Annotated in this window: 26 protein-coding genes; 8 read left to right on the top strand and 18 right to left on the bottom strand. The window is 72.7% G+C overall.

The annotated features are described in order from the left end of the window. Nucleotides 1-10: 10 nt before the first annotated feature. From QRX60_RS47535 to QRX60_RS47510, 6 genes are all read right to left on the bottom strand, one after another. Nucleotides 11-583 carry a TetR/AcrR family transcriptional regulator gene (locus QRX60_RS47535; protein ID WP_285998041.1) on the bottom strand — a complete coding sequence of 191 codons (573 nt, stop codon included), beginning with the start codon at nt 581-583 and terminating at the stop codon, nt 11-13. Next, nucleotides 580-2,475 carry a YhgE/Pip domain-containing protein gene (locus tag QRX60_RS47530; protein ID WP_285998040.1) on the bottom strand — a complete coding sequence of 632 codons (1,896 nt, stop codon included), beginning with the start codon at nt 2,473-2,475 and terminating at the stop codon, nt 580-582. The genes QRX60_RS47535 and QRX60_RS47530 overlap by 4 nt, the downstream gene beginning before the upstream one ends. Next, on the bottom strand, nt 2,472-3,161 hold the full coding sequence (locus QRX60_RS47525; RefSeq protein ID WP_285998039.1) for an ABC transporter ATP-binding protein: 690 nt from the start codon (nt 3,159-3,161) through the stop codon (nt 2,472-2,474). The genes QRX60_RS47530 and QRX60_RS47525 overlap by 4 nt, the downstream gene beginning before the upstream one ends. Nucleotides 3,162-3,287: 126 nt before the next feature. After that, nucleotides 3,288-4,208 carry a GNAT family N-acetyltransferase gene (locus QRX60_RS47520; protein WP_285998038.1) on the bottom strand — a complete coding sequence of 307 codons (921 nt, stop codon included), beginning with the start codon at nt 4,206-4,208 and terminating at the stop codon, nt 3,288-3,290. Between the two features lie 20 nt (nt 4,209-4,228). Then, nucleotides 4,229-5,140, bottom strand: a complete 912-nt coding sequence (locus QRX60_RS47515) for a GNAT family N-acetyltransferase (protein WP_285998037.1) — start codon at nt 5,138-5,140, stop codon at nt 4,229-4,231. Further along, entirely contained in the window at nt 5,137-5,988 is an 852-nt protein-coding gene (locus QRX60_RS47510; protein WP_285998036.1) for a class I SAM-dependent methyltransferase, read from the bottom strand. Before QRX60_RS47510 ends, QRX60_RS47515 begins: the two co-directional genes overlap by 4 nt. Nucleotides 5,989-6,290: 302 nt before the next feature. Here QRX60_RS47510 and rpsA point away from each other — a divergent pair, with 302 nt between their 5' ends. Then, nucleotides 6,291-7,790: a 30S ribosomal protein S1 gene (gene rpsA / locus QRX60_RS47505; protein ID WP_285998035.1), complete on the top strand. Its 1,500-nt coding sequence runs from the start codon at nt 6,291-6,293 to the stop codon at nt 7,788-7,790. Nucleotides 7,791-8,207: 417 nt separating this feature from the next. On the opposite strand, the gene QRX60_RS47500 is transcribed toward rpsA, so the two are convergent. Continuing rightward, on the bottom strand, nt 8,208-8,822 hold the full coding sequence (locus QRX60_RS47500) for a TetR/AcrR family transcriptional regulator (RefSeq protein ID WP_286003844.1): 615 nt from the start codon (nt 8,820-8,822) through the stop codon (nt 8,208-8,210). A gap of 180 nt (nt 8,823-9,002) precedes the next feature. Between QRX60_RS47500 and QRX60_RS47495 the strand changes: the two genes are divergently transcribed. After that, nucleotides 9,003-9,623, top strand: coding sequence for an HD domain-containing protein (locus QRX60_RS47495; protein WP_285998034.1), 621 nt, complete (start codon nt 9,003-9,005; stop codon nt 9,621-9,623). Between the two features lie 5 nt (nt 9,624-9,628). Further along, complete coding sequence (locus QRX60_RS47490; protein WP_285998033.1) at nt 9,629-10,075, top strand: OsmC family protein; 447 nt, start codon at nt 9,629-9,631, stop codon at nt 10,073-10,075. A gap of 57 nt (nt 10,076-10,132) precedes the next feature. On the opposite strand, the gene QRX60_RS47485 is transcribed toward QRX60_RS47490, so the two are convergent. Both QRX60_RS47485 and QRX60_RS47480 read right to left on the bottom strand, forming a co-directional pair. Further along, nucleotides 10,133-10,381 (bottom strand): hypothetical protein, encoded by a 249-nt coding sequence (locus QRX60_RS47485; RefSeq protein WP_285998032.1) that lies wholly within the window; start codon nt 10,379-10,381, stop codon nt 10,133-10,135. A 149-nt stretch (nt 10,382-10,530) separates the two neighbouring features. Continuing rightward, nucleotides 10,531-10,764: a hypothetical protein gene (locus QRX60_RS47480; protein WP_285998031.1), complete on the bottom strand. Its 234-nt coding sequence runs from the start codon at nt 10,762-10,764 to the stop codon at nt 10,531-10,533. Nucleotides 10,765-10,907: 143 nt separating this feature from the next. Here QRX60_RS47480 and coaE point away from each other — a divergent pair, with 143 nt between their 5' ends. Next, the gene (gene coaE / locus QRX60_RS47475; protein WP_285998030.1) at nt 10,908-12,092 is read left to right on the top strand and encodes a dephospho-CoA kinase; all 1,185 of its coding nucleotides are present in this window, start codon (nt 10,908-10,910) and stop codon (nt 12,090-12,092) included. Here coaE and QRX60_RS47470 read toward each other — a convergent pair. From QRX60_RS47470 to QRX60_RS47440, 7 genes are all read right to left on the bottom strand, one after another. Next, the gene (locus QRX60_RS47470) at nt 12,089-12,712 is read right to left on the bottom strand and encodes a response regulator (RefSeq protein ID WP_285998029.1); all 624 of its coding nucleotides are present in this window, start codon (nt 12,710-12,712) and stop codon (nt 12,089-12,091) included. The two genes, coaE and QRX60_RS47470, sit on opposite strands and share 4 nt — an antisense overlap. After that, nucleotides 12,709-13,980 carry a sensor histidine kinase gene (locus tag QRX60_RS47465; protein WP_285998028.1) on the bottom strand — a complete coding sequence of 424 codons (1,272 nt, stop codon included), beginning with the start codon at nt 13,978-13,980 and terminating at the stop codon, nt 12,709-12,711. The genes QRX60_RS47470 and QRX60_RS47465 overlap by 4 nt, the downstream gene beginning before the upstream one ends. Continuing rightward, complete coding sequence (locus QRX60_RS47460; RefSeq protein WP_285998027.1) at nt 13,977-15,485, bottom strand: glycosyltransferase family 39 protein; 1,509 nt, start codon at nt 15,483-15,485, stop codon at nt 13,977-13,979. Before QRX60_RS47460 ends, QRX60_RS47465 begins: the two co-directional genes overlap by 4 nt. 93 nt (nt 15,486-15,578) lie before the next feature. Next, nucleotides 15,579-17,084 carry a glycosyltransferase family 39 protein gene (locus QRX60_RS47455; protein ID WP_285998026.1) on the bottom strand — a complete coding sequence of 502 codons (1,506 nt, stop codon included), beginning with the start codon at nt 17,082-17,084 and terminating at the stop codon, nt 15,579-15,581. Then, the gene (locus QRX60_RS47450) at nt 17,075-17,818 is read right to left on the bottom strand and encodes an ABC transporter permease (protein WP_285998025.1); all 744 of its coding nucleotides are present in this window, start codon (nt 17,816-17,818) and stop codon (nt 17,075-17,077) included. Before QRX60_RS47450 ends, QRX60_RS47455 begins: the two co-directional genes overlap by 10 nt. Before the next feature lie 10 nt (nt 17,819-17,828). After that, entirely contained in the window at nt 17,829-18,734 is a 906-nt protein-coding gene (locus QRX60_RS47445; protein ID WP_285998024.1) for an ABC transporter ATP-binding protein, read from the bottom strand. 117 nt (nt 18,735-18,851) lie between these two features. Continuing rightward, complete coding sequence (locus tag QRX60_RS47440; protein ID WP_285998023.1) at nt 18,852-19,370, bottom strand: DUF402 domain-containing protein; 519 nt, start codon at nt 19,368-19,370, stop codon at nt 18,852-18,854. Nucleotides 19,371-19,476: 106 nt separating this feature from the next. Here QRX60_RS47440 and QRX60_RS47435 point away from each other — a divergent pair, with 106 nt between their 5' ends. From QRX60_RS47435 to QRX60_RS47420, 4 genes are all read left to right on the top strand, one after another. Then, complete coding sequence (locus QRX60_RS47435) at nt 19,477-20,889, top strand: DUF5685 family protein (protein WP_285998022.1); 1,413 nt, start codon at nt 19,477-19,479, stop codon at nt 20,887-20,889. 12 nt (nt 20,890-20,901) lie between these two features. Continuing rightward, nucleotides 20,902-21,513: a carboxymuconolactone decarboxylase family protein gene (locus QRX60_RS47430; protein ID WP_285998021.1), complete on the top strand. Its 612-nt coding sequence runs from the start codon at nt 20,902-20,904 to the stop codon at nt 21,511-21,513. A gap of 46 nt (nt 21,514-21,559) precedes the next feature. Continuing rightward, the gene (gene uvrB / locus QRX60_RS47425) at nt 21,560-23,716 is read left to right on the top strand and encodes an excinuclease ABC subunit UvrB (RefSeq protein WP_285998020.1); all 2,157 of its coding nucleotides are present in this window, start codon (nt 21,560-21,562) and stop codon (nt 23,714-23,716) included. Nucleotides 23,717-23,895: 179 nt separating this feature from the next. After that, entirely contained in the window at nt 23,896-24,243 is a 348-nt protein-coding gene (locus tag QRX60_RS47420) for an MmcQ/YjbR family DNA-binding protein (protein ID WP_285998019.1), read from the top strand. Here the strand turns inward: QRX60_RS47420 and QRX60_RS47415 are convergent. Together QRX60_RS47415 and QRX60_RS47410 are read right to left on the bottom strand one after the other, a co-directional pair. Then, nucleotides 24,240-24,629, bottom strand: a complete 390-nt coding sequence (locus QRX60_RS47415; protein ID WP_285998018.1) for a VOC family protein — start codon at nt 24,627-24,629, stop codon at nt 24,240-24,242. The genes QRX60_RS47420 and QRX60_RS47415 overlap by 4 nt on opposite strands. A gap of 60 nt (nt 24,630-24,689) precedes the next feature. Further along, nucleotides 24,690-26,084 carry a S28 family serine protease gene (locus QRX60_RS47410; protein ID WP_285998017.1) on the bottom strand — a complete coding sequence of 465 codons (1,395 nt, stop codon included), beginning with the start codon at nt 26,082-26,084 and terminating at the stop codon, nt 24,690-24,692. Nucleotides 26,085-26,126: the final 42 nt, after the last annotated feature.

The raw sequence follows: 26,126 nt of genomic DNA, 5'->3' as shown, positions 1-26,126 counted from the left end.
CGACTCGGGGCTAGCGGCGGCCGAGACCCCGGATCAGCACCATCACCGCTTCCCGCACCTCGGCCCGCGTTCGCTGCGGCCCGAACACCTGCCAGTCCAGCGCCACCACCAGCATCGTGCCGAACAGCCCGGCCGCCGCCGTCGGGATCTCCACCCCGTCCGGCAGCCGCCCGGCCTCCTCCAGCCGCGAGAGCTGGTGCTTCACGATCGAGATGATCTCTTCGCGCAGCAGGGAAAGCGTGCCGTGCCACTGGCCCGGCGTCCGCCACAGCTCGCTCACCAGGATCTGCGAGAAGCCGGGGTAGCTCGCGATGAACTCCAGCGTGGCGTCGACCTGTGCCTCGATCACGTCCAGCGGGTCGGCGTCGGACACCGCGTCCCGCAGCCGGCCGGCGAGCATGTCCACCCCGTACCGCAGGAGCCCGTCGACCAGGCCGTCCTTCGAGCCGAAGTTGTAGTAGACCGTGCCCTTCGCGACGCCGGCTTCGGCCGCGATGTCGTCGACCGTCAGCCCGACCAGGCCCCGGCTCTTCGAGAGCCGCAGGGTGGCCTCGAAGAGCTTCTGCTTCGTCCCGCCGCTCACAGGCTCAGCTCGGGCTTGAGCGCGGACACCGTCCAAACGCGACGTTTGCGCGCGGCCAGGGTGGACACCAGGATCCCGCCGACGAGGTAGGCGAGCAGCACCCCGATGTCGCCGAGGATCTGCACCGTCGCCCCGCTGTAGAAGAGGTGGCGGAAGCCGTCGATCGCGTAGCCCATCGGCAGCACGACGTGCAGCGGGTACAGCGCGTCCGGGATGGTCTGCCACGGGAACGTCCCGCCGGCGCTGACCAGCTGCAGCACCAGCAGCACGAGGCCGAGGAACTTGCCGACGGCGCCGAAGAACGCGTTCAGCGCGTGCACCACCGAGGTGAACGTCAGGGACACGAGCACGGCGAACCCTATCGCGCCCAGCGGGTGCGCGATGTGGATGCCCACCAGCCAGGTCACCGCCCCGAAGAGGACGATCACCTGCGCGGCGCCGAGCAGCGCCGACGACAGCCAGCCGCCGACCGCGACCCGGAACGGCGACGCACCCGCGGTCAGCGCGCGCGTCGAGAGCGGGCGCAGCAGCAGGAAGAGCACGAACGCGCCGATCCAGGTGGCCAGCGAGATGAAGAACGGCGCGAGTCCGGCGCCGTACGTCCCCGCCGACGCCTCGCCGTTGGCGTTCACCGCCACCGGGTCGGCGATGGTGTTGGCCGTCGCCGAGCGGGTCGGGTCGTCCGGGTTCGGGATCTCCTTGAGCCCGGCGGAAAGCCCGTCACGCAGCTTCACCGCGCCGTCGGCCAGCTGGTTCGTGCCGGTGACGGCGGTCTTTTCGCCGTCGTTGAGCTGGGCGGCGCCGTCGCGCAGCTGGTTCGCCCCGTCGGACGCCTGCGCGATGCCGTTCGTCAGCTGCGGGGACGCGGCGGCGAGCTTGGCCGCGCCGTCGGAGACCTGCCGGGCGCCGTCGGCCAGCTTCGCGAGGTCGCCGTTGGCCTGCTGGATCTTGCCGTTCGCCTGGTCGACGGGGGCGCGGAGCTGGTCGGCCTTGGCGACGATCGCCTGGACCTGGGCCTCCGGCACCCCGGCGTCGCGCAGGTCCGTCACGAGCTGGGTGCGGTAGGAGTCGAGCTTGCCCTGGATGCCGGACGACGCCGTGGCGGCCAGCGACGCCGCGTCGGCGACCTTCTGGTCCCCGGCCGCGACCTGTGAGGCGCCGTCGGCCAGCTTCTGCGTCTGCGAAGGCAGGTCCGCGGTGCTGCTCTTGAGCGTGCCCAGGCCGGTCGCCAGCGTCGACGAGCCGTCCGCGAGCTTCGCGGCGCCGTCGGCCAGCTGCTGCTGCCCCGACTTCAGCTGGTTGGCGCCGTCCGCGAGCTGGGACGCGCCGGTCGAGGCCTCCTGGATCTTGGCGTAGATCGTGGAGAAGCCGACCAGGAACCGGTCCGCGGCCTCGCTGCCGACCTTCTCGGCGATCGTCTTGCGCACCTGCTCGGCCACCTGCTTGGCGATGGTGCCGGAGAGATAGTTGTTGGCGTCGTTGGTGGTCAGCGTGATCGTCGCCTGCTGCGGCTGGAAGGTGCCCACCCCGAGCAGTGCGGCGGAGAAGCCGCTGGGGATGCCGATCGCGAAGGAGTACTTGTCGTCGCGGACGCCGTCGCGGGCCTCCTGCTCGGACACCTCGTGCCACTGGAAGGTGCCGGACTTGACCAGCTCGTCGGTCACCTCGCGGCCGACGTTGCGCTGCTGGCCGGCGGAGTCCTTCGCGCCGGTGTCGCTGGTGAAGACCGCGGCGGGCAGCTTGTCGAGCCGGCCGTACGGGTCGTAGTTCGCGTAGAGGTAGAAGGACGCGTAGAGCAGCGGCACCAGCACGAGCGCGACCAGCGCGAGCTTGGGCATCGTGCCGGTCGAGAGGCGGCGCAGTTCGTTGCGCGCGATCCGGAAGGCGTTCATGCGGAGACTCCGTCGGTGCTCTCGGGGAGCTCTTCGGTGGGGGCGGGTTCGGGGGAGTGGTGCTGCGGCTCGGGCTGCTCGGCCGAGCCGAGGAGCGCGGGCGGGAAGGGGAGCGCGGACAGCGGCGTCGTCGCGGTCAGCACCACGACGGCGAGCCCGCGCTCGGCCTGCTCGCGCGCCAGGCCGGCCCAGCTTTCGACGTCGCTGGTGTGCCGGTCGGGGGTGTCGAGGACGAGCAGCCGGACGCCCTTGCGCCCGGCGGCCAGCTCGGTCAGCAACCGCGTGCGCAGGGCCGGGGCGAGGTTCTCGAACCGCGTGCCCGCGAACGGCGCGGCGTCGTGCTCGGCGAGCCAGCGGGCGACGTCTTCCTTGCCGGCCGGCCGGTGGGCGAGCGCCAGCTCCTCGCCGACGACCACGCGCAGCGCGAGGGCGTGGTCGGGCTCGCTGACGCCGGGGGCGTCGACGACCGCGACGAGCTCGGGCAGCCCGGCGTCGGTTCCTTCGGCGTGCACCGTGCCGGTGGTCGGCTTCAGCCGCCCGGCCAGCGCCAGGCCGAACGCGGTGACGCCGACGCCGGGCTCGCCGTGCACGATCGCCAGGTCGCCCTCGCCGACGGTCAGCGAGGTGGGCGGTAACAAGGGGCCGTGGTGTCCTTCGAGGGACACCCGATCGGCTCGGACCTGCACGGTTACTCCAGCGTCGGGAACTTTTGAACTGACCGGTCAGTTCAAAAGCTAGTCCTCGCGGAGGGGGTGCGGCAAGATCACCGGACGCACGTCACACTTGCGGGTGACGTACCGGGCTGCTCGAGCTCACCGCAGCGCCGACGCCGGCCGCACCTCCCAGCTGGTCCACAGTGGACGGTAGCCCTGCCGGTGCCAGAACACCGAGGCCAGCGGGTTGGTCGGGTTGTAGTAGAGGTAGGTGCGGGTCGCGCCGCCCCGGTGCAGCTCCCGGTGCACGTGGGCCATCAGCGCCCGGCCGAAGCCGCTGCCGCGCTCACCGGGCGCCGTCACCACGTTGTTCACGTACCCCCAGCGTCCCGGCGGCAGCAGCTCGGCCGCCGCGCTCCCCGGGGTCGCGTCGATCCACGCGCAGTGGGCGAGGGCGCGGACCTCGCCGCCGTCCTCCGCCAGCCAGACGGCCGGCTCGTCCTCGGCCAGTGCCGCCCGCAGCGCGGGGGCGAGCAGCTCGGCCGTGTCCGCCCGGCGGGCCGCGGCCACGAGGCCGGTGTAGTCGAACGTCGCGGTGGCCAGCTCCAGCGCCGTGGCGAAGTCGCCGGGCCCCGCGCGGCGGACGGCGACCGCCGGGTCCGCCTCGACCGGGGGTGCCGTGCGCACGCCGACGGCGGAGAGCGGGACGAGACCGTGGTCGAGGAAGGCGCGGATCGCCTCGGCGTCCCGGCTGGGCCAGAGAACGACGCACGACGAGTCGTCGCCGATCTCCTCCGTCTCCAGCAGGCCCTTGAGCGCGCGAAGCAGGAGATCCACGCCTTCGGTGCCGGTGGCGCCGAAGTACGGGAAGAGCTGCCAGACGTCGGCGGCCACCCACAGCGTCGTGACGTCGCCCGGCGCCGCGCGCTGCCGCTGCACCACCCCGGCGACCCGGGTGCCGTCCGCGGTCGCGGCGTCGAGCCGCCGGCCCTCGGCCGGGGGTGCGGCGGGCGGCAGCAGCGCGTCGACCGCCGCGAAGCGCGCGCGGTGGGCGGCGAGCAGCGGCTCGGCGATCTCCATGGACCCCCCTGGTGCGTCGGTCAGGACCAGGCGGGTCGCCGGATCCACATGGTCCACAGTGGACGATAGCCCTGCCGGTGCCAGAACACCGGCGAGAGCGGGTTCGCCGGGTGGTAGAAGAGGAACGTACCGCGCACCCCCGGCCGCAGCAGCTCGCGATGGGCCACCGCCATCAGCGCCCGGCCCACGCCGCCGCCGCGCGCGCCGGGCGCGACCGACAGCGTGTCGACGTACCCCCAGCGGCCCGGCTGCAGCCGGCCGTGGATGCCGTCGCCCGGCGCGGGCGAGGTCGGGACGCACGCGGCCATGCCCACCGGGACGCCGTCGTCCTCCGCGAGCCAGACCAGGCCGCTGAAGCGCAGCGCCCGGACGACCTCCGCGCGCAGCAGCGCCCGCGCACCGGCCCGCGGCACCGCGGTGCCCACCAGCGACGTGTAGCGCCATTCCGCCACGCGCAGGTCGGTGAGCGCCTCGACGTCGCCCTCGCCGGCGAGGCGGACGGTCACCCGGGACGGTCCCTCGTCCGCGGGCGGCGCGGGGGTCCGCACCGCCAGGCACGTCATCGGCGCGAAGCCGTGGGCCAGCAGGACCGCCGACGCCTCGGCGTCGCGGCTCGGCCAGGCCAGTGAGCAGCCCGAGTCCGGATCGGGGCGCGTCCCGCGCATCCGGTCGCGCCAGGCCGCCAGCAGCGCGGTCAGGCCCGCCGCGCCGCTGTCGCCCGGCACCGCGGTCAGGTCCCAGATCTCCAGCGGGCCCCACAGCGCGGGCCACGCCCCCGGCGCGTGCACGACGTGCGTCAGCAGGCCGCCCGCCCGGCGCCCGCCGGTGGTCACCACCAGCGGCTCGCTCGCCGCGGGCGGGGCGGCGATCGGCGGCAGCAGGGGGTCGAGCGTGGCGAACCGGGCGTTCTGCTCCCTTTCCAGGGGGTTCACGAGCGGCGCGTGCGGAAGATCGCGGTGCCCGGGAAGAGCCGGCCCCGCAGCGGGCTCCACTGGCCCCAGACCCGCGTGTGCCCCTCCGGCCATTCGGGCTCGACCAGGTCGGTGAGGGTGAACCCGGCCGCGGCCAGCGCGCGCACGTAGTCGCCGAGGGTGTGGTGGTACTCGACGTAGGTCGCGGTGCCCTCGTCGTCGACCTCCACGTACGGCGTGCGGTCGAAGTACGGCTGGGTGACGGTGAGCCCCTGCGGGCCGGGGTCGTCCGGGAAGATCCACCGCATCGGGTGAGTCACCGAGAACACCCACGGCGCGCCCGGTCGCAGCACCCGGTGCACCTCGGCGAAGACGGCGTCCACCGAGGCCACGAACGGGATCGCGCCGAAGGCCGAGCAGGCCGCGTCGAAGCTCCCCGACGCCAGCGGCAGGTACTCGGCGTTCGCCTGCACCAGCGGGACGTCGGCGCCGGTGCGCTCGTTGCCTTCGCGCGCGTGGCGCAGCATGCCCGCCGACAGGTCGGTCGCCACGGCGCGGGCGCCCTGCGCCGCCAGCCAGCGCGAGCACGCGGCCTGCCCGCAGCCGATCTCCAGCACGCGCTTGCCGCGGACGTCGCCGAGCAGCCGCGCGTCCGCCTCCCGCACGCCCTCCGGGCACCAGACGAAGTCGGCGTCACCGAGGAACCCGCCGTGTTCGGCCTGGTAGTCGTCGGCGTCGGCGTCCCACCACGCGAGGTTCGCGGCGGCGGCTTCGGGGCCCCCGACCTCGCGGTAGGCGACGGCCGCGGTGCCCAGCCGGTGCTCGGCCGCGTCGTGGCGCCCCGGCGCGGGCGGCTCCTCCGGTGGCATGATGGTGGTCTCCGGTCCCTGCGTCCTGGTGCGTGCGGTTTGCTTCCGCGAGGACCTTAGCGACCGAGGGGGACCCTGATTGTGCCGCCTAGCGGCCGCCGCGTAGGATAAGTGTTAGCGCAGTGGGTTCGCGCTGCCTTCCGCTCAGCTTTCTTGGTCGGGCTCGGGTCGCGCACCGTTATGCGGGTCATGCCGCGGTCGTTCACTGGTGGACGTTTGCTCGCAGGGTCGTCGCATCTCGTAGTGCCCATCGCGCCGACAACTGCCAACCCTCGATCCCATCCACCGGAGCAACCCGCCTAATGACCACCGACACCGCCACCGCCCCGACCGCCCCCACCGGGGCCCCGCAGGTCGCCATCAACGACATCGGGTCGGAGGAAGATTTCCTCGCGGCTATCGACAAGACGATCAAGTACTTCAACGATGGTGACATCGTCGAAGGCACGATCGTCAAGGTCGACCGCGACGAGGTCCTGCTCGACATCGGCTACAAGACCGAGGGTGTCATCCCCTCGCGTGAGCTGTCCATCAAGCACGATGTCGACCCGGCTGAGGTTGTCACCGTCGGCGATGAGGTCGAAGCCCTCGTTCTCCAGAAGGAGGACAAGGAAGGCCGTCTGATCCTGTCCAAGAAGCGCGCGCAGTACGAGCGCGCCTGGGGCACGATCGAGGAGCTCAAGGAGAAGGACGAGCCCGTCAAGGGCACCGTCATCGAGGTCGTCAAGGGCGGCCTCATCCTGGACATCGGCCTGCGCGGCTTCCTCCCCGCGTCCCTGGTCGAGATGCGCCGCGTCCGCGACCTGCAGCCGTACGTCGGCCGCGAGCTCGAGGCGAAGATCATCGAGCTGGACAAGAACCGCAACAACGTGGTCCTGTCCCGCCGTGCCTACCTGGAGCAGACCCAGTCCGAGGTGCGCAGCGAGTTCCTCAACGCGCTCGCCAAGGGTCAGGTCCGCAAGGGCGTCGTGTCGTCCATCGTCAACTTCGGTGCCTTCGTGGACCTGGGTGGCGTCGACGGCCTGGTGCACGTTTCCGAGCTGTCCTGGAAGCACATCGACCACCCGTCCGAGGTCGTCGAGGTCGGCCAGGAGGTCACGGTCGAGGTCCTGGACGTCGACATGGACCGCGAGCGCGTCTCGCTGTCGCTGAAGGCGACCCAGGAAGACCCGTGGCGCCAGTTCGCCCGCACCCACGCGATCGGCCAGATCGTGCCGGGCAAGGTCACGAAGCTGGTTCCGTTCGGTGCGTTCGTGCGCGTCGAAGAGGGCATCGAGGGTCTGGTCCACATCTCGGAGCTGGCCGAGCGCCACGTCGAGATCCCGGAGCAGGTCGTCCAGGTCAACGGTGACGTCATGGTCAAGGTCATCGACATCGACCTCGAGCGCCGTCGCATCTCGCTGTCGCTGAAGCAGGCGAACGAGGGTGTCACGCCGGACACCGAGTTCGACCCGGCCCAGTACGGCATGGCCGCCGAGTACGACACCGAGGGGAACTACATCTACCCCGAGGGCTTCGACCCGGACACCCAGGAGTGGCAGGAAGGCTTCGACAAGCAGCGTGAGGAGTGGGAGCGCCAGTACGCCGAGGCGCACACTCGTTACGAGGCCCACATGAAGCAGGTCCAGAAGGCCGTCGAGGCCGACGCGGAAGCCGCGGCGGACGCGGCGACCGGCATCGAGGGTGGCGAGCAGAGCTACACCTCGGGCTCGGCCCCGGCCGACACGAAGAGCACCGGCGGCACCCTCGCCTCCGACGAGCAGCTCGCGGCGCTCCGCGAGAAGCTCTCCGGCGGCGCGTGAGCACTAGCGCTCTGAGCTGACTGCGAACCCCCGGTCCCCAGCGGACCGGGGGTTCGCTGCGTTGACGCCCCGCCCGACCCGACCCGGCCCGGCCCCGGCCCGGCCCGGCTCGGTTCGGCCAGGCCCGCACCGCCCGCCCCGCCCCGCCCCGGCCCGGCTCGGTTCGCGGGCGCCGGAGTAGGTACCGGCCCGAGCGCCCCAATGTGGCGTTGGGTGCGTGGGACGCACCGAACGCCACATTGGGTGCGTGGGACGCACCCAACGCCACATTGGGTGCACGGGCGGCGAGCCCCGCGTTGGGGTGCGCGAGCGGCGGCGAGTCCCGCATTGGGGTGCGCGGGCGGCAGCGAGCGCGGCGTTGGGACGCGCCGAACGCCACATCGGGTGCGTCGCCGGCCTGCGGTGCCTCCGCCTGGCTCAGGGGTTGCGCAGGCCCAGGCCGGTCATCATCGCGCTGACTCCTCGGCGGTACATCCCTTCGTTCGCCTCTTCGGTCGGCGGGATGAACCAGTCCGGCAGCGGCGTCCGCGAAGCCAGCATCAGCTCCGCGCCGACCAGGCCGTGCATCGCCGTCCACAGCTGGTACGCCGCCTCGCGGGCGTCCGCCTCCGGCGGGCACACCCGCTGGACCCGGGCGATGAACAGGGTGAACGTCGTCCGCAGGACCGTCGACCGCAGCGCCGGGTCGGGGTCGAACCTCGGCACCGGGCGCTCGAACATCAGCGCGTAGCGGACCGGGCTCTCGCGGGCGAACAGCCGGTACTCGAGCGCCAGGTGCAGCAGGTCCGCGACGCCGTCCGGGCTCGCCGGCGGCAGATCCTCCAGCACCTGCCGCAGCGACTCGAACGTGCGCTCGTACAGCGCGTCGAGCAGGCCCTCGCGGCCGCCGAAGCGGGCGTACACCGAGATCGTCGACGCGCCGGCCTCCTCGGCCACGCCGCGGACCGTCAGCCCGGTGACACCGCGGTCGAACAGCACCGCCAGCGCCGCGTCCAGGAAGCGCTCGCGGTTGCCCTGCTCGGCGGGGCGCATCGACAGGTGCCTGGTGGCCACGGCGCACCCCCTTCGCGCACAACACGTCCGGGTGAACCACCCGCAGCAGAAGATACGATATCCGGCGCGTCTTGGGAATGCGCCGGATGTCCGGATGTGCGGGGTTCCCGTCCGCTGGACGCATGTCCGAGCACCGCGCGGGCGGGCATCGTCGTCGGCATGACCATCGACGTCCCTGACACCGCGCTCGCCCGCGAAGCCACCGCATACGTCCGCGACACCGCGGGCCCGCTCCTCTACGACCACTCCGCCCGCGTCTACCTCTTCGGCGCGCTCCAGGGACGGCGCCGCGGCCTCGACTTCGACGCCGAGCTGCTCTACGTGGCGGCGCTGTTCCACGACCTCGGGCTCGTCGCGGGCCACCGCACCGACCGGCGCTTCGAGCTCGACGGCGCGGACGAGGCCCGCCGTTTCCTGCTCGGGCACGGCGTCGCCGCCGAGCGCGCCCGGATCGCCTGGACGGCCATCGCGCTGCACACCACCCCAGGCATCCCCGAACACATGGAACCCGAGGTCGCGCTGGTGACGGCCGGTGTCGAGTACGACGTCCTGGGCATCGGCTACCACGACCTCCCCGCCGACGCCCGGGCCGCGGTCGTGGCGGCGCACCCGCGGCCGGACTTCAAGCGGCGCATCCTCGAGGCCTTCACCGACGGCATCCGTGACCGGCCCGACACGACGTTCGGGAACGTCAAAGCCGATGTCCTGGCCCGGTTCGTGCCAGGCTTCGAGCGGACGGACTTCGTCACCACGATCTTGGACTCACCCTGGGAGGACTGACGCGGATGGAGCACCCCGAGCCGGGCACGGTCGTCGTCACCGCGAGCGGCGACGGCACCTACACGCAGCAGGTCACGACGGCGACCCACGAGCTGCTCGTCGACGAACCGGTCGAGGTCGGGGGCGCCGACGCCGGCCCGAACCCGTACGAGCTGCTGCTCGCTTCGCTGGGTTCGTGCACGGCGATCACGCTGCGGATGTACGCCAACCGCAAGGGCATCCCGCTGACCCGGGCGACGATCCGGCTCCGGCACGATCGCATCCACGCCGAGGACTGCGCCAGGTGCGAGACCGAGCGCGGCATGCTGAGCCGGATCACGCGCGAAATCGAGCTGGAAGGCGAGCTGGACGACGACCAGCGCGCGAAGCTCATGCTGATGGCCGACAAGTGCCCGGTCCACCGGACGCTGTCCTCGGAGATCGCGATCGAGACGCGGGAGACCGGCCGCTGAGGTAACCGGATCTCCGGGCGGCGCGGGCCGGGCTCGGCCCGCGCCGAGCCCTCGCCGTCAGGCGGCCTGGGCGGTCACCGGCCGCACCGTCGCGGTGCCCACCGCCGGCACCCAGATGCGCTCGAGCGCCGCCGCGCGGGCCTTGCGGCGGAGTCCCGCGAAGCTGTGCTTGGCCGGCACGAGCAGGGCGCTGAGCCAGGTCCGGCGGTAGTCCGCCAGCGCGTCGGCCACGGTGCGGTGAAGAACGCAGTGCACCAGCCCCGGCGTGCCGAGCCGGTGCCTCCCGACGTGCTTGCTGTCCGCCATCGTTCCTCCGTGTGGGCGACCCTGTCGCGCGCACGGTACGCAGCCGGGGCGGTGAAGGTGAGGAAGGAACGCGGCGTGTCCGGATATCGGTTGAGTCACGCGTCACTATCGCCTTGCGGGTCACCCGTTCGTATGCACTCGCTACGCCGTCACGCGGGCGGGGTCGTGACCTGGCCCTTCGGGCACGTCACGGTGAACGGGATCCACGCGCTCTTCACCGTGTACAGCGACCGGAGCGGCTGGACCTGGACCCGGTAGACGCCGGACAGGCAGCGAGCGGCAGGCTCCGCCGGTGTCGCCGTCGTGACGCCGGGTGCCCCCATGGTGAGCCCGCCCGCCCCCAGCACCACGATCGCCGCTCTGCCGAGCTTCGTCATCCTCATGGTCCCTCCCCTTGACCAGGCGGGCCGATGACCCGCTGCCGGTCGCATCGGAAAACGATTACCCGCGTTACGGGATGAGCGGACGTGTCACACGATCGGGCGCAGCACCCGGCGGCCCGGGCGGCCTGACTAGGGTGATCGGCATGTTGCGTGTGGGGTTGACGGGTGGGATCGGGGCCGGCAAGTCGACCGTGGCGAACCGGCTCGCCGAGCACGGCGCCGTACTGATCGACTCCGACCGGATCGCCCGCGAGGTGGTCGAGCCCGGCACCGAGGGGCTCGCCCGGCTCGTCGAGGAGTTCGGCGAGGAGATCCTGGCCGCGGACGGTTCGCTCGACCGGCCCGTGCTCGCCGCGAAGGCGTTCGCCGACGACGAGTCGCGCCGCCGGCTGAACGCGATCGTGCACCCGCTGGTCGGCGCCCGCACCGGCGAGCTGATGGCCGCCGCCGCGCCGGACGCCGTCATCGTCCACGACATCCCGCTGCTGGTCGAGAACGGCCTCGCGACCGTGTACCACCTGGTCGTCGTGGTCGACGCGCCGGTCGAGGTGCGGGTCCGGCGGCTGGTGACGGCGCGGGGCATGGCCGAGGAGGACGCGCGGGCGCGGATCCGGGCGCAGGCGAGCGACGAGCAGCGCCGCGCCGTCGCGGACGTCTGGCTGGACAACGGCGGCGCCGAAGACGCCGTGCTCGCCGACGTCGACGCGCTGTGGGCCGACCGGCTCGTGCCGTTCGAGGCGAACGTCCGGCTGCGGAAGCCGCGGCCGCCGGTGTCCCCGAAGATCGCCGAATACGACCTCACCTGGCCGGCGCAGGCCGAGCGGGTGCTCGCCCGCGTTCGCGCCGCGGCGGGGGAACTGGCCCGCCGCGCCGACCACATCGGCTCCACCGCCGTCCCGGGCCTGCCCGCCAAGGACGTCGTCGACCTCCAGCTCACGGTGGCCACCCTGGACGACGCCGACACCCTGCGCGAGCTGCTGTCCGACGCCGGGTTCCCGCGGCTGGAGGGCGACTGGTGCGACGACGCTCAGGACGGCACCGGGACGTGGCCCAAGCGCCTGCACGTCGGCGCCGACCCGAAGCGCCCGGTGAACCTGCACGTCCGGTCGGTCGAGACGCCGGCGTGGCGGCTCGCGCTGCTGTTCCGCGACTACCTGCGCGCGAACCCGGACGAGCGCGACGACTATCGCGACGTGAAGCTGCGGCTGGCCGGCGCGCACGCCGAGGACGGCACGGTCGAGGCCTACGCGGACGAGAAGCAGGAGTTCGTCAACGGCGTGTTCGCCCGCGCGGAGAAGTGGGCGGCGACCACCGGCTGGGCGCCCTAGGAACCCAGCAGCCCGCGTTCGAACGCGACCGCGACGGCCGCCGCGCGGTCCTTCACGCCGAGCTTCGCGTAGACGTGGATCAGGTGCGTCTTGACCGTCGCCTCGCTGATGAAGAGCTTCTTCGCCGCTTCTTTGTTCGTCGAGCCGCGGGCGACTAGCGTGAGCACCTCGAGCTCGCGCTGGGACAACGCCTCCCGCGCCGGCGCGCGCATCCGGCCCAGCAGCCGGCTGGCGACCGCGGGGGAGAGCACCGCCTCCCCGCGCGCGGCGGCCTCGACGGCGCGGAAGAGGTCTTCGCGCGGGGCGTCCTTGAGCAGGTAGCCGGTCGCGCCGGCTTCGATGGCGGGCAGGACGTCGGAGTCGGTGTCGTAGGTCGTGAGCACCAGGACCCGCGCCGGGTTGCCCAGCCTCGCCAGCTCGGTGATCGCCGCGACGCCGTCGGTGCCCGGCATCCGCAGGTCCATCAGCACGACGTCGGGGCGCAGCCGCTCGGCCAGCGTGACGGCTTCGGCACCGTTCACGGCCTCGCCGACGACGTCGAAGCCGTGGCCGGTGAAGATGCCGCGCAGGCCGTCGCGGACGATCGGGTGGTCGTCGGCGATGAGCACGGTGATCGTCATGCGGAAGCCTCCGGCGGGGACGGGACGGCGGGCAGGACGGCCGAGATCGCGGTGCCGCCGCCGGGTTCGGACTCGACGTGGAGGGTACCGGCGAGCCGCTCGACGCGGCGGCGCATCCCGGGCAGCCCGAAGCCGGGGCCGGGGCCGGGGGTGAACCCGGCGCCGTCGTCCCGGACGTCCAGGGTCACCTCGTCGTCCATGTAGGACAGGGTGAGGCCGACCCGGCGCGCCGCAGCATGCTTGTCCACATTGGACAGCGCTTCCTGGGTGACCCGCAGGATGGTCGACTCGATTTCGGGGTGCAGCGGCCGAGGTTCGCCGGTGGCGGTGAACGCGGCGGGCACGCCGGTCCGCCCGCTCCACCGCGTCGCGACGTCGGCGAGCGCGTCGGGCAGCGTCGCGGCGTCCAGGGGCTCGGGGTGCAGCGCGCGCACCGAACGCCGGGCGGCGGTGAGGTTTTCCCGCGCGAGCGCGGTCGCGGAGTCCAGGTGCCGCTCCCACTCGGCGGGCTCGTCCTTGGCCAGCGCGGCGGCCTCGAGCTGGGTGATGATGCCGGTGAAGCCCTGCGCGAGCGTGTCGTGGATCTCCTGGGCCAGTCGTTGCCGCTCGTCGAGCATCCCCGCTTCGCGGGCCTGGCTGAGCAACTGCCGTTGCAGGCCCTCGTTTTCCGCGTGCGCCGCCGCGAGGTCGTCGAGCATGCGCCGGCGTTCTTCGTTCTGCCGGGCGACGGCCGTCGAGAGCAGCCCGCCGCCCCCGATGGCCGCGGTCTGCACGACGATGATCGTGATCCAGACGGCCGGCCGTTCCCGCAGCGCGTGCACGGGCCCGCCGTTGCCGAGGGTGTTGATCAGCAGCGACGTCACGGCCAGCGCGGCGAACGCGAGCCAGGTGGGCCGCAGCCGCATGGCGGCCAGGAACGCGAAGATCATGAAGATCAGGAACGTGATGTCCCGGACTTCGAGGACGCTGCCCAGCCCGACGATGCCGAGGAACGCGAGCAGGGCGAACGCCGGCCGTTCGCGCAGCCGCGGCGGCGCGAGGACCACCGTGCCGAGCACCCAGAGCGCGGTGGCGGCGACCAGGATGCCGGTGATCACCCACCAGCGGCCGTCGTGCCCGCCGACGCCGAGGCTGACCACGGTCGCGACGGCCAGCAGCACGCCGGGCAGGATGCGCTCGGCCCGGTACAGCCACGGCTGCCAGTCACTCGGGGTCCGCGCCGACTCCGGCGGCCACATCGGCCGGGTCCAGTCGACCTCGAGGCTCACGCTCTCATGTCCTTGAGCTGCGGCCAGATCGCCGCCCAGCTCGCGGTCCGGCCGGTGAGCTGCCAGACCGGCATGTGCTCGCTCGCGTTGACGACGCCGAGCCGGTTGCCGACCTGCCCGGCGATGTGCGCGGACCCGAAGTACTTCGCGAGCTTCGACGGGTCGTAGCCGACGAAGAGCACGGTGTCGACGTCGTCGGCGGGCCGGCCGAAGTACCAGAAGCCGCGGCTCGGGCTGTACGCCTCGGGCAGGCCGCGCTCGGGCCCGTAGCGCTCGAGCGCGCCCGCCTGCCAGTAGCCGCCGGTGACGACGGCCGTGCCGGGCGGGGCGGTCCGGTACAGCGCGGCGACGTCGCCGGCGAGGTCCGGCCAGCCGATCTCTTCGGCCGCGTAGGCGGGCCGCGGCGCGGCCGGGTGGTCGACCAGCCAGTGCGCGGGCCAGACCGGCAGCGTGAAGGGCAGGCTGAACAGGGCCGACAGCACGAACACCGGCCAGGTCGGCACCCACCTCCACCAGCGGGATGGCTCTCGCGCTTCGAGGTGCACCGCGGCCGCGGCCCACAGCACCCCGAACATCCCGGCGGCGTAGTAGTACCGCCCGTTGGCGACCAGGAAGACCGCGACGACGCCGAGCGCCGTCCAGCCGAGGAACCGGTACGACCGCAGCTGCGGGCTCCCGAGCAGCACGGCGACGCCGTAGAGGACGCCGAGCGCGCCGATCACCCAGCCGGCGCCGGCCAGGAGGTTCGGGACGAAGCTCTCGCGGCCGCCCGCCGCGTCGACCTCGGCGCCGACCGCGTCGCCCATGCCGAGCTGCGGCCAGCCGTTCGCGCGCTGCCACAGCAGCGTGGGCACCAGCGAGGCGGCGGCGATCAGCGCGCCCAGCCAGAGCTTCGGACGGCGAAGCAGCTCTCGCGGCCCGAACACGAGCACCGCGAACCCGGCGACCACCCAGAACGCGCCGATGAGCAGCTTGTCGTTGAGCGCCACCGCCGTCACGACGCCGAGCCAGACCAAGAGCGAGTCGTTCCGGGTGCGGACCCAGCGGACCAGCAGCCACAGCACGAGCGTCCACAGCAGCGGGTCGATCGTCGACGTCGCCAGGTAGTGGCCGCTGCCGACGAACTGCCCGCAGATCGCGTACGCCGCCGCGGCGCGCGCCTGCGCCTTGCGCTGCCCGCCCAGCTCCCGGGCGATCAGCGCGGTGACGACCACTCCGGCGGCGGTCGCGGCGATCGCCGGCAGCCGGAAGACGACCAGCGAGCCCGGGGCGAGGGTGTTCATCGCCCACGCCAGGAACGGGACGAGCGGCGGCTGGTCGGCGTAGCCCCACGCCAGGTGCTTCCCGGCGGCGAGGAAGTACAGCTCGTCGCCGAAGTAGCCGTAGCGGCCGGCGGTGAGCAGCAAAGCGGCCGCGACGCCCGCGGCGAGCAGGGCCACCGGCAGCCCGGCGAACCGCGCCGGCTCGGCTTTCGCCTGGTCGGGGGCCGTGGCTACGGCGTCCATCACGCTCCTGTCGTTCGTCGGCGCCGGTCCTTCCCGCACCCTACGTGGGCCCACCCGGCGCCACCGTGCGGATGGTGACGCCGGGCACGTGGCTCACGTGTGGGTGTTGACCAGCTTCGGCCACAGCGCGGACCACGGCTCGGCCCGGCCGGTCGCCAGCCACAGCGGCACGCCGTCGAAGTAGCTCGGCTTCGCGGCACCGGTGTCCACGGTGCCGATCGGCCGCACGTCGGCGAAGTGCCCGAGCAGCGGCCGCGGGTCGGCGCCGACGAACAGGACGTCCGTTGCCGCTTCGGACGGGACGACGAGCGTCGCGTAGCCCCGGTTCCCGCTGGCCGGCTCGGGCAGGCCGAGGTCGCGGCCGAAGCGGTCGAGCGCACTCGCTTCCCAGTACGTCTCGGTCACCACCGCCGTGTGGTCCCGGCCGGGCAGCCGGGCGAACGTGCCGGCGACCGACCGGGCGGCCTCGGGCCAGCCGATCTCGGCGAAGGCGAACACCGGCGACGGCAGCGCCGGGTGCTCGGTCAGCCACACCCGCGGCCAGATCGGCAGCGCGACGGGCAGCACGAGCACCGCCGCGAGCACGTAAGCCGGCCAGGTCGTGATCCACCGCCACCAGCGCGCCGGCTCCCGGCGTTCGAGCGCGACCGCGGCCACCGCCCAGCACAGCGGGTACATCCCGGCGACGTAGTAGAACCGGCCGTTCACCACCAGGAACACGACGGTCAGCAGCAGCGTCGTCCAGCCGAGGAAGCGCAGCTCGCGGCTGCGCAGCAACCGCCACAGGCCGTAACCCAGCAGGACGGCACCCACCGGGAGCCCGGCCGTGAGCAGGGCCGTCGGCAGGAACGTCAGCCGGCCGCCCCACGTCCCGTCGACCTCCCGCGAGATCGCCGCACCCATGCCCAGCTGCGGCCAGCCGTGCGTGGCCTGCCAGAGGAGCGTCGGCACCAGCGCGACCGCGGCGATCCCCGCGCCGGCCCACAACGCGGGCCGGCGCAGCAGGTCCCGTGGGCCGCACCCGAGGAGCGCGATCCCGGCGGCGAGCCAGAACCCGCCGATGAGGAACTTCGTGTGGAGCGCGAGCGCCGTCACGACGCCGGCCCAGACGAGCAGGCCGTCGGCCCGGGTGCGCAGCCAGCGGACGAGCAGCCACAGCAGCAGTGTCCACAGGAACGGGTCCACTGTGGACGTCGCGAGGTAGTGCCCGCCGGCCAGGAAGTTCGTCGACACGGCGAAGGTGGCGGCGGCCAGCGTCTGCGCCTTGGCGCCGCCGCCGAGTTCGCGGGCGATCAGCGCGGTCAGCACGGCCCCGGCGAGCATCGCCAGCATCGCCGGGATCCGGAGCACGAACGGCGAGTGCCCGAGCGCGTCCATGGTCCGGGCCAGCAGCGGCAGCAGCGGCGGCTGGTCGACGTAGCCCCACGCCAGGTGCCGGCCCGCGGCCAGGAAGTAGAGCTCGTCGCCGAAGTAGCCGTAGCGGTTCGCCGTCAGCAGCAATGGGATCGCCATCAGCGCGGTCACGATCGCGACCGGGACGACGGCGGCCGACGCGACCGGCCGGACCCGGGCCGGGGCGGGTGCGGTCGTCACGCCCATCGGAACACCCGCACCGCGATCGTGGTGCAGACGACGGCGAAAGCCGCCATCGCGCCGAGCTGCAGCAGCTCCGGGGCATTGCCGGCCCAGGTGGCGCGCAGCGCGTTGAGCGTTGCCCCGAGTGGCAGGACGTCGGCGACGTGCTGCAGGAAGACCGGCAGCTGCTCCTTCGGCACCCAGACCCCGCCGAGCGCCAGCATCGGGAAGAACAGCGCGCTGCCGATGCCGCTCGCCGCGCGGCCGGTCGGCGCCAGGGCCGCCACCAGCAGCCCGACCGAGAACAGCGCCAGCGCGCCGAGGACGATCGAGAGCAGGAAGCCGGCCGGGTTGCCCGGCAGGGGAATGCCGAGCACGAGCCCGCCGACGCCCGCGATGAGCAGGACCACGACGACGGCCGCGGCCAGGTTGACCAGCAACTGCGCCGCCAGCAGCCGGCTCGGCGGCACCGGGCTCGCGGAAAGCCGCTTCAGCAGGCCCTTTTCCCGGTAGGTGGCCATCGCGTTCGGGAACAGCGTCAGCGCCAGCATGGCCAGCAGGATCGTGACGGCCATCGGCGCGATCACCGTGGCCAGTGGGCTGTGGCCGCCGTACTTCGGGTCCGGCTGGTTCGCGCCGGGCATCAGCCCGAACACGAGCAGCAGCGCGAGCGGGATACCGACGACGACGGCCGGGGCGCCCGGGTCGCGCAGGAACACTTTGGCTTCGGCGGTGGTCAGCTTGGTCAGGACGGACATGGTTCCCCCTTCACTCCGGCCGGTGGCCGGTGAGCGCGACGAACGCGTCGTCGAGGCCGGCCTGCTCGACGCGCAGGTCCCCGGCGAGCACACCGAGGCGGGCGAGCAGCGACGTCACCGCGTGGAGCACGTTCCCGCCGCCGCTGACCACGAGGCGGTCGCCGTGCCGTTCGGCCTTCCGGACCTCCGGCAGCGCCTCGAACACGCCGGGGTCGAGCGGGGCCGACGGCCGGAACCGCACGACCTGCTCGTCGGACACCCGGGCGACCAGGCCGGCGGGCGAGTCGAGTGCGACGACGCGGCCGGCGTCGATCACCGCGACCCGGTCGCAGAGGCGTTCCGCCTCGGCCATGAAGTGCGTGACCAGCAGGATCGTCACGCCCTGGGCGCGCACGGCCTCGATGAGGTCCCAGGCGTCGCGGCGGGCCTGCGGGTCGAGGCCGGTGGTGAGCTCGTCGAGCACCGCCAGCTCCGGGCGCCCGACCAGCGCGAGCGCGATGGACAGCCGCTGCTGCTGGCCGCCGGAGAGCTTCCTGTACGCGGTGTCGCGGTGGTCGGTGAGCCCGAGGGTGGCGAGCAACTTCTCCGGGTCCGCCGGGGTGCGGTAGAAGGCGGCGTAGAGGTCGAGCAGCTCGCCGACCCGCAGCTTGTCCTGCAGCCGGCCCTCCTGGAGCTGGACGCCGACGCGCTGGCGCAGCTCGGCCCGGTCGCGGCGCGGGTCGAGGCCCAGCACCGAAAGCCGGCCGCCGTCGGGCGTCCGGAGGCCCTCCAGGCACTCGACGGTCGTGGTCTTGCCCGCGCCGTTCGGCCCGAGGATGCCGAAGATCTCGCCGCGCTCGACGGTGAACGACACGTCGTCGACCGCGACCTTGTCCCCGTACCGCTTGTGGAGGTGCTCGACCTCGATGACCGGCACGGCGCCGTCCCCCTTCTCGATCCGTTTCCGACGGAACGAGAATCCCGCGGCAGCCCGGGGCGGCGCGTCATCGGAACGGTCCGCATCGCATCCATCGTTCGGAGGATGCGGCGGCCCCTAGGGGTGGCGCCGCCAGGTCAGCGCGATGTCCTTCGTGGACAGCCAGGCGGCGAGGTCGTACCCGTGCGCGGCCAGCCCCTCCACCGCCGCGTAGGTGGTCTCGAGCGCGTACTGCGCGTCTTCGGCGGTCACGAGACCGGCGGCGTGGGCCTCGAGGAGCTCGTCGGTGTCGATCACCCGCAGCGACAGCTTGTCCTTGAGCACCAGGTCGACGTAGAGGTCGGTGGCGACCCAGCGGGGGCCGTCGCGGCGGACGCGGACGACGTCGAGGTAGAAGTCCTGGTCGCGTTCGTGGCCGGGGGAGAACCAGAAGTCGGTGAGCCGCAGGCCGAGCCCGGGCACCAGCCACGACTCGAGGTAGTGGAACTGGGCGCGCCCGGGTGCCGGGCGGGCGAGATACAGGCCGAACGGCTCCTCGCGGTACTCCTCGACGTCCCGGACGATCCCCTTCGGGTCGATGTTCGCGCGCGCGGCGGGGTCGAAGACCTCGACCTTCGGCGGGTGCAGTGCGGCCATGGCGCTCATCCTGCCGGGCGGGTCACGAATCGCGCACACGCGACGCGCGCGCCACACGTTCGGGCTAAGGTGCGCCGACCGTCCGGGGAGTCGAGGGGAACTGGGGATGTTCGGGATCATCAGGCCGTGCCGGCACCGGCTGTCCGAAAGCCTGCACGCGGACTGGCTCGCGCACCTGTGCGGGCTGTGTCTCACGCTGCGCGACGAACACGGCCAGCTGGCCCGCGTCGTCACCAACTACGACGGGCTGATCATCTCCGCGCTGGTCGAGGCACAGGCACCGCGCGCCGACCTGCGCCGGGACGCGGGGCCGTGCCCGCTGCGGGGTATGCGCCCGGCGACGGTGGCGCGGGGGGAAGGTGCCCAGCTCGCCGCCGCGGTGTCGCTGGTGCTGGCCGCGGCGAAGGTGGGCGACCACGTCGAGGACCGCGACGGCGCCTTCGGCCGGCGTCCGGTGGCCGTGGCCGCGCGGCGGGTCGCGGCCCGGTGGGCTTCGCAGGGCAGCAGCACCGGCGGCCGGGTCGGCTTCGACACTTCGGTGCTGGTGGAGGCGGTCTCCCGGCAGGGTTCGTTGGAGCACTCGGTGCGCTTCGGTGACTCGGCGCTCCTCGCGACCGAGCCCGCCGAGCTGGCCACCTCCGCGGCCTTCGCGCGGACCGCGGAGCTGGCCGCCCGCCCCGGGAACATGGCCCCGCTGGCGGAGGCGGGCCGGCTGTTCGGGCGGGTGGCCCACCTGCTGGACGCGGTCGAGGACCACGCGGCCGACGCCGCCGTGGGCGCCTGGAACCCGTTGCGGGCCACCGGAACCTCACTCGGCGAGGCGCGGCGGTTGTGCGACGACGCGGTGCTCGGGGTGGAACTGGCGTTGCGGGAAGCCGAGTTCGCGAAGCCGGCTCTCGTGCACGCGTTGCTGGTCCACGAACTGCGCCAGGCGGTGCGACGCGCCTTCGGGCACGGCTCGGCACACGCCCACGGCCCGGACGCCGGGCAGCAGCCGCCGCCCGGGTGGATCGGGCCGGGACCCACGCCGCCGCAGCACCCTCAGCAGCCGCCGCCGGGCTGGATCGGCCGCGGACCGGCTCCGCAGCAGTACCCGCCCCAGGTGCCTCCGGGTTCCGGTGCGCCGCAGGGCTTTCCGCCGCCGGGGCCGGTTCCGCCGCCGGGCGCGCCCGGCCCGGGCGGCCCCGGCGGCCGGGGTCCGCGTGGACCTGGAGGTCCGGGCGGGCCCGGTGGTCCGGGTGGGCCGGGTGATTCCGGTGGTCCGGAGCCGCTCGACGGCAAGGGTGGCGGGCTCTGGTACCCCAAGTTCGCCGTCCCGCCGAAGAAGCGCAACTTCCTCCTCGGCTGCGCGCTCACGCCCTACATGTGCTGCACCTGCCAGTTCTGCTGCCGCGATCCCTATCCTGGGCCGTGGAGCGGGAAACCGCACTCGGGCGGGGGCGGCGACTGCGGGGGCTGCGACTGCGGTGGCTGTGACGGCTGTTGCGACTGCTGCTCCTGTTGTGACTGCAACTGCTGAGAGGGGATCGCGATGACCGAGCCGATAGCGGACCTGCACGACCGGGGCCGCGAGAACTTCGCCGGGCTGGTCGAGGACGGTGCGCAGCGGCTCGACGCGTTGTTCGCCACCGTGCCGGCGCTGGGCGAGCTGGCGGTCGGCACCGTCTACGGCCACCTGCACGAACGCCCGGCGCTGGACAGCCGGACGCGGGAGGCGGCCACCCTGGCGGCGATCGTCGCGGCGGGGATGGTCGGCCCGCCGCTGAGCGTCCACCTCCGCACGGGCCTCGCCTCGGGACTGTCGCCGGCCGAGATCTGCGAAGTCGTCGTCCAGACGTCGGCGTTCGCGGGGTTCCCCCGCGCGGTTTCGGCGGCCGACCAGCTGAACCGCCTCTTCGAAGGGCACGGCCTCCCCATCCCGCCCCCGCCGTCGGCGCGCGAGGTGGTGCTGGCTCACCTCGCCGAACCCGGAGCCGAGGCCGGCGAGGTGCTGGCGGAGTTCCCGCGCACCGAGGTCCAGGCGACCGGACCCGACCGGGTGCTGGTCTCGTGCTTCGGGGACGACCCCGTGCCGGGCGCCGTCCTGCACTGCGCCGTGACCGGTGGCGAAGTCACCTCCGTCACGGTGTTCCGGCCCCGCTGACCAGGCCCGACGGAAATTGTCGGTGGGTCGGCCTACTCTGGTGGACGTGGCTTTCGCAACCGAACACCCCGTGCTCGCCCAGTCCGACTTCCGTCCGGTCTCGGAGATCCCCCGGACCGGCGGCCGCTTCGAGGTGGTCAGTGACTACCAGCCCGCCGGCGACCAGCCGGCGGCCATCGACGACCTCGAACGCCGGATCAGGGCGGGCGAGAAGGACGTCGTGCTGCTGGGTGCCACCGGGACCGGCAAGTCGGCGACGACGGCGTGGCTGATCGAGCGCGTCCAGCGGCCGACGCTGGTGATGGCGCCGAACAAGACCCTGGCCGCGCAGCTGGCGAACGAGCTGCGCGAGCTGTTCCCGCACAACGCGGTCGAGTACTTCGTCAGCTACTACGACTACTACCAGCCCGAGGCGTACATCGCGCAGACGGACACCTACATCGAGAAGGACTCGTCGATCAACGACGACGTCGAGCGGCTGCGGCACTCGGCGACGATGAACCTGCTGTCGCGGCGGGACGTCATCGTGGTCGCGAGCGTGTCCTGCATCTACGGCCTGGGCACCCCGCAGTCCTACCTCGACCGGTCGTCGAAGCTGTCGGTCGGCATGCAGCTCGACCGGGACGTGTTCCTGCGGGCGCTGGTGGACGTGCAGTACACGCGCAACGACATCGCCTTCGCGCGCGGCACGTTCCGGGCGCGCGGGGACACGGTCGAGATCATCCCGGCGTACGAGGAGCTGGCGATCCGCGTCGAGTTCTTCGGCGACGAGGTCGAGAAGCTCTACTACCTGCACCCGCTGACCGGGGACATCGTCAAGGAGGTCGACGAGGTCCGGATCTTCCCGGCGACGCACTACGTCGCGGGCCCGGAGCGGATGGAAAAGGCGATCCAGGGCATCGAGAAGGAGCTCGAGGACCGGCTGGCCGAGCTGGAGAAGCAGGGCAAGCTGCTGGAAGCGCAGCGGCTGCGGATGCGCACGGCCTACGACATCGAGATGATGCGGCAGGTCGGGTTCTGCTCCGGCATCGAGAACTACTCGCGGCACATCGACGGCCGCGGGCCGGGCACCGCGCCGGCGACGCTGATCGACTACTTCCCGGACGACTTCCTGCTGGTGATCGACGAGTCGCACCAGACCGTCCCGCAGATCGGCGGCATGTACGAGGGTGACATGTCCCGGAAGCGGAACCTGGTGGAGTACGGCTTCCGGCTGCCGAGCGCGGTCGACAACCGGCCGCTGACCTGGGAGGAGTTCTCCGACCGGATCGGGCAGACGGTGTACCTGTCGGCGACGCCGGGACCGTACGAGATGGGCCAGGCGGGCGGCGAGTTCGTCGAGCAGGTCATCCGGCCGACGGGCCTGGTCGACCCCAAGGTGGTCGTCAAGCCGACCGAGGGCCAGATCGACGACCTGGTGCACGAGATCCGCGAGCGCGCGGACAAGGACGAACGCGTCCTGGTCACCACGCTGACGAAGAAGATGTCCGAGGACCTGACGGACTACCTGCTGGAGCTGGGCATCCGGGTGCGCTACCTGCACTCGGAGGTCGACACGCTGCGCCGGGTGGAGCTGCTGCGGCAGCTGCGGGCGGGCGACTTCGACGTGCTGGTCGGCATCAACCTGCTGCGCGAGGGTCTCGACCTGCCGGAGGTGTCGCTGGTGGCGATCCTCGACGCGGACAAGGAGGGCTTCCTCCGGAGCGGGACGTCGCTGATCCAGACGATCGGCCGTGCGGCGCGAAACGTGTCGGGCGAGGTCCACATGTACGCGGACAAGATCACCGACTCGATGCAGCACGCGATCGAGGAGACCGACCGCCGCCGCGCGAAGCAGGTGGCCTACAACGAAGAACGCGGCGTCGACCCGCAGCCGCTGCGGAAGAAGATCGCGGACATCCTCGACCGCGTGTACAGCGAGGCGGAGGACACCGAGCAGGTCTCGGTGGGCGGCTCGGGCCGCAACTCCTCCCGCGGCAAGAAGCCGGAGCAGGGCGACCGGGTGCGCAGCTCGGGGATGCTGGTGGACAAGAACGTGTCGGCGATGCCGCGCGCCCAGCTGGCGGACCTGATCCAGCAGATGACGGACCAGATGATGCAGGCGGCGCGCGACCTGCAGTTCGAGCTGGCCGCCCGGCTGCGCGACGAGATCTCGGACCTGAAGAAGGAGCTGAGGGGCATGGACGCGGCCGGCATCAAGTAACCGGGAGCAGGGCGGCCGAGGGGATGCGCCGGTGCCCGTGGTGCTCGGCGGTGCGGCCGCTCGCCGGGTGGTGCGGTGGTCGGCCGGCACAGTGCTGCGGCGGTCTGCGGGGCGCGGCTCGGCCGTTGCGGTCGGCTCGCGTCGGCATGGCTTGACCGTGCGGAGGGGAGACTCGATCAGTGAACGTCGAAGCCGTCGTCGCGTACTGTCTCGGCAAGCCGGGGGCCGAGGAGACCTATCCCTTCGGTGATCACGTGCTCGTCGCGAAGGTCGGAGGCAAGGGCTTCGCCTTCATCGGGCAGGACGAGCCCGGCAGCGTCGCCGTCAAGTGCGGGGCCACCCGAGACGAAGCCGCCGAGATCCGGGAACGGTACCCGGACTCCGTCACCGTCATGGACTACCTCGGCCGCTACGGCTGGAACCGTGTCGGACTCGGTGCCGATGTTCCCGACGCCGAACTCGAAGAGCTCATCGACGCCTCCTACGACGAGGTCGTCCGGCGGCTGCCGAGGGCGAAACGCCCCTAGGCGGGCGCCGAAGCCGTCGAGTCCGGCTGCAGCATGCCGAAGATGTTGCCTTCGGTGTCCTTGGCGTACGCCAGCCACCCGACACCCGGCACCGGGTTCTTCGGCACTGCCGGCGAGCCGCCCGCTTCGGTCACTGCGGCGAGCGCCTGGTCGAGGTCGGCGACGTCGATCGTGTTGACGAAACCGTGCACCGGCGCCGACTCCTCGGGCGCCGGGCCGACGCGGGGGACGAGCCCGCCGTCGATGCCGTGGCCTTCGCCGGTCGTGATCGCCCAGTACGGGACGTCGCCCCAGCGTTCGAACTTCCAGCCGAACACCGCTGTGTAGAAGGCCGCCGCGCGTTCGGGGTCGCTCGCGTGGATCTCGAAGTGGACGGGACGAGGCATGCGTGCCTCCTCAAGCCGGGCCGTCAAGGTGCCGTGAGACTACGCCCGGCCTGAGGAAAGTCACAGCGGTGGCCGCGCCGAAAGGGTGAGGTCGGCGTCGAAGCCGGGGAACCCGGCCGGCGCGCTGCGGGCCGTCAGACCCGAGGCAGGGGGCAACCCCGCCCAGCGCCGGACCGTCGCGGTCGCCGCGGCGGCGTCGGCCGCGGGCAGCTGCGCGATCTTCGACCCGTGGTTGCCGCCCGGCACGTAGTAGCGGTAAGAGTCGCGGCTGCCGAAGCCCAGCTCGAACGGCTCGGCGCCCCACGGGTCGTTCGAGCCGTACACGAACAGCAGCCGGGTCCCGCGCGACTTGACCCAGAAGTCGATGTCCGGCATGGCCAGGTAGTCGAACCGCGGGATCTTGACCGACGAGGGCACGAACGTCTTCGGCTGGTCGGCGCCGGGGTAGCGGAGCAGGTCGCGCAGGTAGCCGTCGTACGCCTCGGGCGAACCCAGCTGCGCGGCCGCCTGGTAGTAGTACGGGATGAACGGCGCCAGGTCCTGGTCCGAATAGGTGTTGAGGCTCTCCACCTTTTCGTACCAGGCGTAGACGACGGCCGCGGGCGCTCCCGGCGCGGGCACCGTCGCGCAGTCCGCCTGCTTCTGGTACTGCCAGAAGGCGAAGTACGAGTCGATCACCGAGATCTCGAGGGACTTGTCGGCCGAGCCGACGATCGAGAACGTCAGGCCCCGTTTCGCCGCGTCCGCCGCGGCGATCGCGCCCAGCTCGTCACGCCGTTTCAGCGCGTCACGCTGGATCGCCTTCAACGCGTCGCGGCAGCCCGGGTCGTCGCCCACGCGGGAGAGGAACCGGTTGTAGACGTCGAGCGGGTCGATGACGTCGTTGGGCGCGACGTACGGGATCGTCGCGTCGACGTCGTCGGGGAAGAAGCGCCGGAAGTACGTCGCGGTCATGCCGCCCTTGCTGCCGCCGGTGGCCAGCCACTTGCCCGGGTAGATCGCCTTGAACGCCTGGACCGCGCGGTGCTCGTCCGCGGCGGCCTGCCAGATCGTCAGCTGCTGCGCCCAGTTCTCCGGCTGGGGCCGCGACGGCGTGAAGTACCGGTACTCCATCGAAAGCTGGTTGCCGTCGACGATCTGCGTCGGCTCCGACCGGTTCGGCGCGGTGTTGACGTTGTAGCCGCTGGTGAAGGCGACCGTCGGCGCCGCGAAGTCGCGGTGCAGCAGGGTGAACCGCTGCTGGAACGTGCCCGCGCCGGGGTGGCGGTGGTCGGCGGGCTGGGTGAAGGTCAGCTGGAAGAACCGGAACCCGGCCGGCGCCGGGTCCTCCTTGACGATCGTCAGGCCGGGGATCTTCCGCAGGGCGGCCTCGATGTCGGTCGCCGCGCCCGCGGTGGGCGCGAGCCCCACCACGGCCAGCACGACCGCCGCGACGGCGGTGAACAGTCTGCGCATGGACGCACCCTCCCCGGCTTCGGATCCCACCGTGGGACCCTC

The sequence above is a fragment of the Amycolatopsis mongoliensis genome, from assembly GCF_030285665.1.
Taxonomy (GTDB): Bacteria; Actinomycetota; Actinomycetes; order Mycobacteriales; family Pseudonocardiaceae; genus Amycolatopsis; species Amycolatopsis mongoliensis.
This window is presented reverse-complemented; position numbering and strand designations above follow the sequence as displayed.

Bases quoted from the DNA above. Each gene is read 5' to 3' on its own strand.
- rpsA (WP_285998035.1), top strand. From the start codon at position 6,291: ATGACCACCGACACCGCCACCGCCCCGACCGCCCCCACCGGGGCCCCG.
- QRX60_RS47450 (WP_285998025.1), bottom strand. From the start codon at position 17,818: ATGTCCGTCCTGACCAAGCTGACCACCGCCGAAGCCAAAGTGTTCCTG.
- QRX60_RS47510 (WP_285998036.1), bottom strand. From the start codon at position 5,988: ATGCCACCGGAGGAGCCGCCCGCGCCGGGGCGCCACGACGCGGCCGAG.
- QRX60_RS47520 (WP_285998038.1), bottom strand. From the start codon at position 4,208: ATGGAGATCGCCGAGCCGCTGCTCGCCGCCCACCGCGCGCGCTTCGCG.
- QRX60_RS47430 (WP_285998021.1), top strand. From the start codon at position 20,902: ATGACCGAGCCGATAGCGGACCTGCACGACCGGGGCCGCGAGAACTTC.
- QRX60_RS47415 (WP_285998018.1), bottom strand. From the start codon at position 24,629: ATGCCTCGTCCCGTCCACTTCGAGATCCACGCGAGCGACCCCGAACGC.
- QRX60_RS47455 (WP_285998026.1), bottom strand. From the start codon at position 17,084: ATGGGCGTGACGACCGCACCCGCCCCGGCCCGGGTCCGGCCGGTCGCG.
- coaE (WP_285998030.1), top strand. From the start codon at position 10,908: ATGTTGCGTGTGGGGTTGACGGGTGGGATCGGGGCCGGCAAGTCGACC.
- QRX60_RS47495 (WP_285998034.1), top strand. From the start codon at position 9,003: ATGACCATCGACGTCCCTGACACCGCGCTCGCCCGCGAAGCCACCGCA.
- QRX60_RS47500 (WP_286003844.1), bottom strand. From the start codon at position 8,822: ATGCGCCCCGCCGAGCAGGGCAACCGCGAGCGCTTCCTGGACGCGGCG.
- QRX60_RS47440 (WP_285998023.1), bottom strand. From the start codon at position 19,370: ATGGCCGCACTGCACCCGCCGAAGGTCGAGGTCTTCGACCCCGCCGCG.
- QRX60_RS47530 (WP_285998040.1), bottom strand. From the start codon at position 2,475: ATGAACGCCTTCCGGATCGCGCGCAACGAACTGCGCCGCCTCTCGACC.
- QRX60_RS47470 (WP_285998029.1), bottom strand. From the start codon at position 12,712: ATGACGATCACCGTGCTCATCGCCGACGACCACCCGATCGTCCGCGAC.
- QRX60_RS47435 (WP_285998022.1), top strand. From the start codon at position 19,477: ATGTTCGGGATCATCAGGCCGTGCCGGCACCGGCTGTCCGAAAGCCTG.
- QRX60_RS47480 (WP_285998031.1), bottom strand. From the start codon at position 10,764: ATGAGGATGACGAAGCTCGGCAGAGCGGCGATCGTGGTGCTGGGGGCG.
- QRX60_RS47410 (WP_285998017.1), bottom strand. From the start codon at position 26,084: ATGCGCAGACTGTTCACCGCCGTCGCGGCGGTCGTGCTGGCCGTGGTG.
- QRX60_RS47490 (WP_285998033.1), top strand. From the start codon at position 9,629: ATGGAGCACCCCGAGCCGGGCACGGTCGTCGTCACCGCGAGCGGCGAC.
- QRX60_RS47485 (WP_285998032.1), bottom strand. From the start codon at position 10,381: ATGGCGGACAGCAAGCACGTCGGGAGGCACCGGCTCGGCACGCCGGGG.
- QRX60_RS47460 (WP_285998027.1), bottom strand. From the start codon at position 15,485: ATGGACGCCGTAGCCACGGCCCCCGACCAGGCGAAAGCCGAGCCGGCG.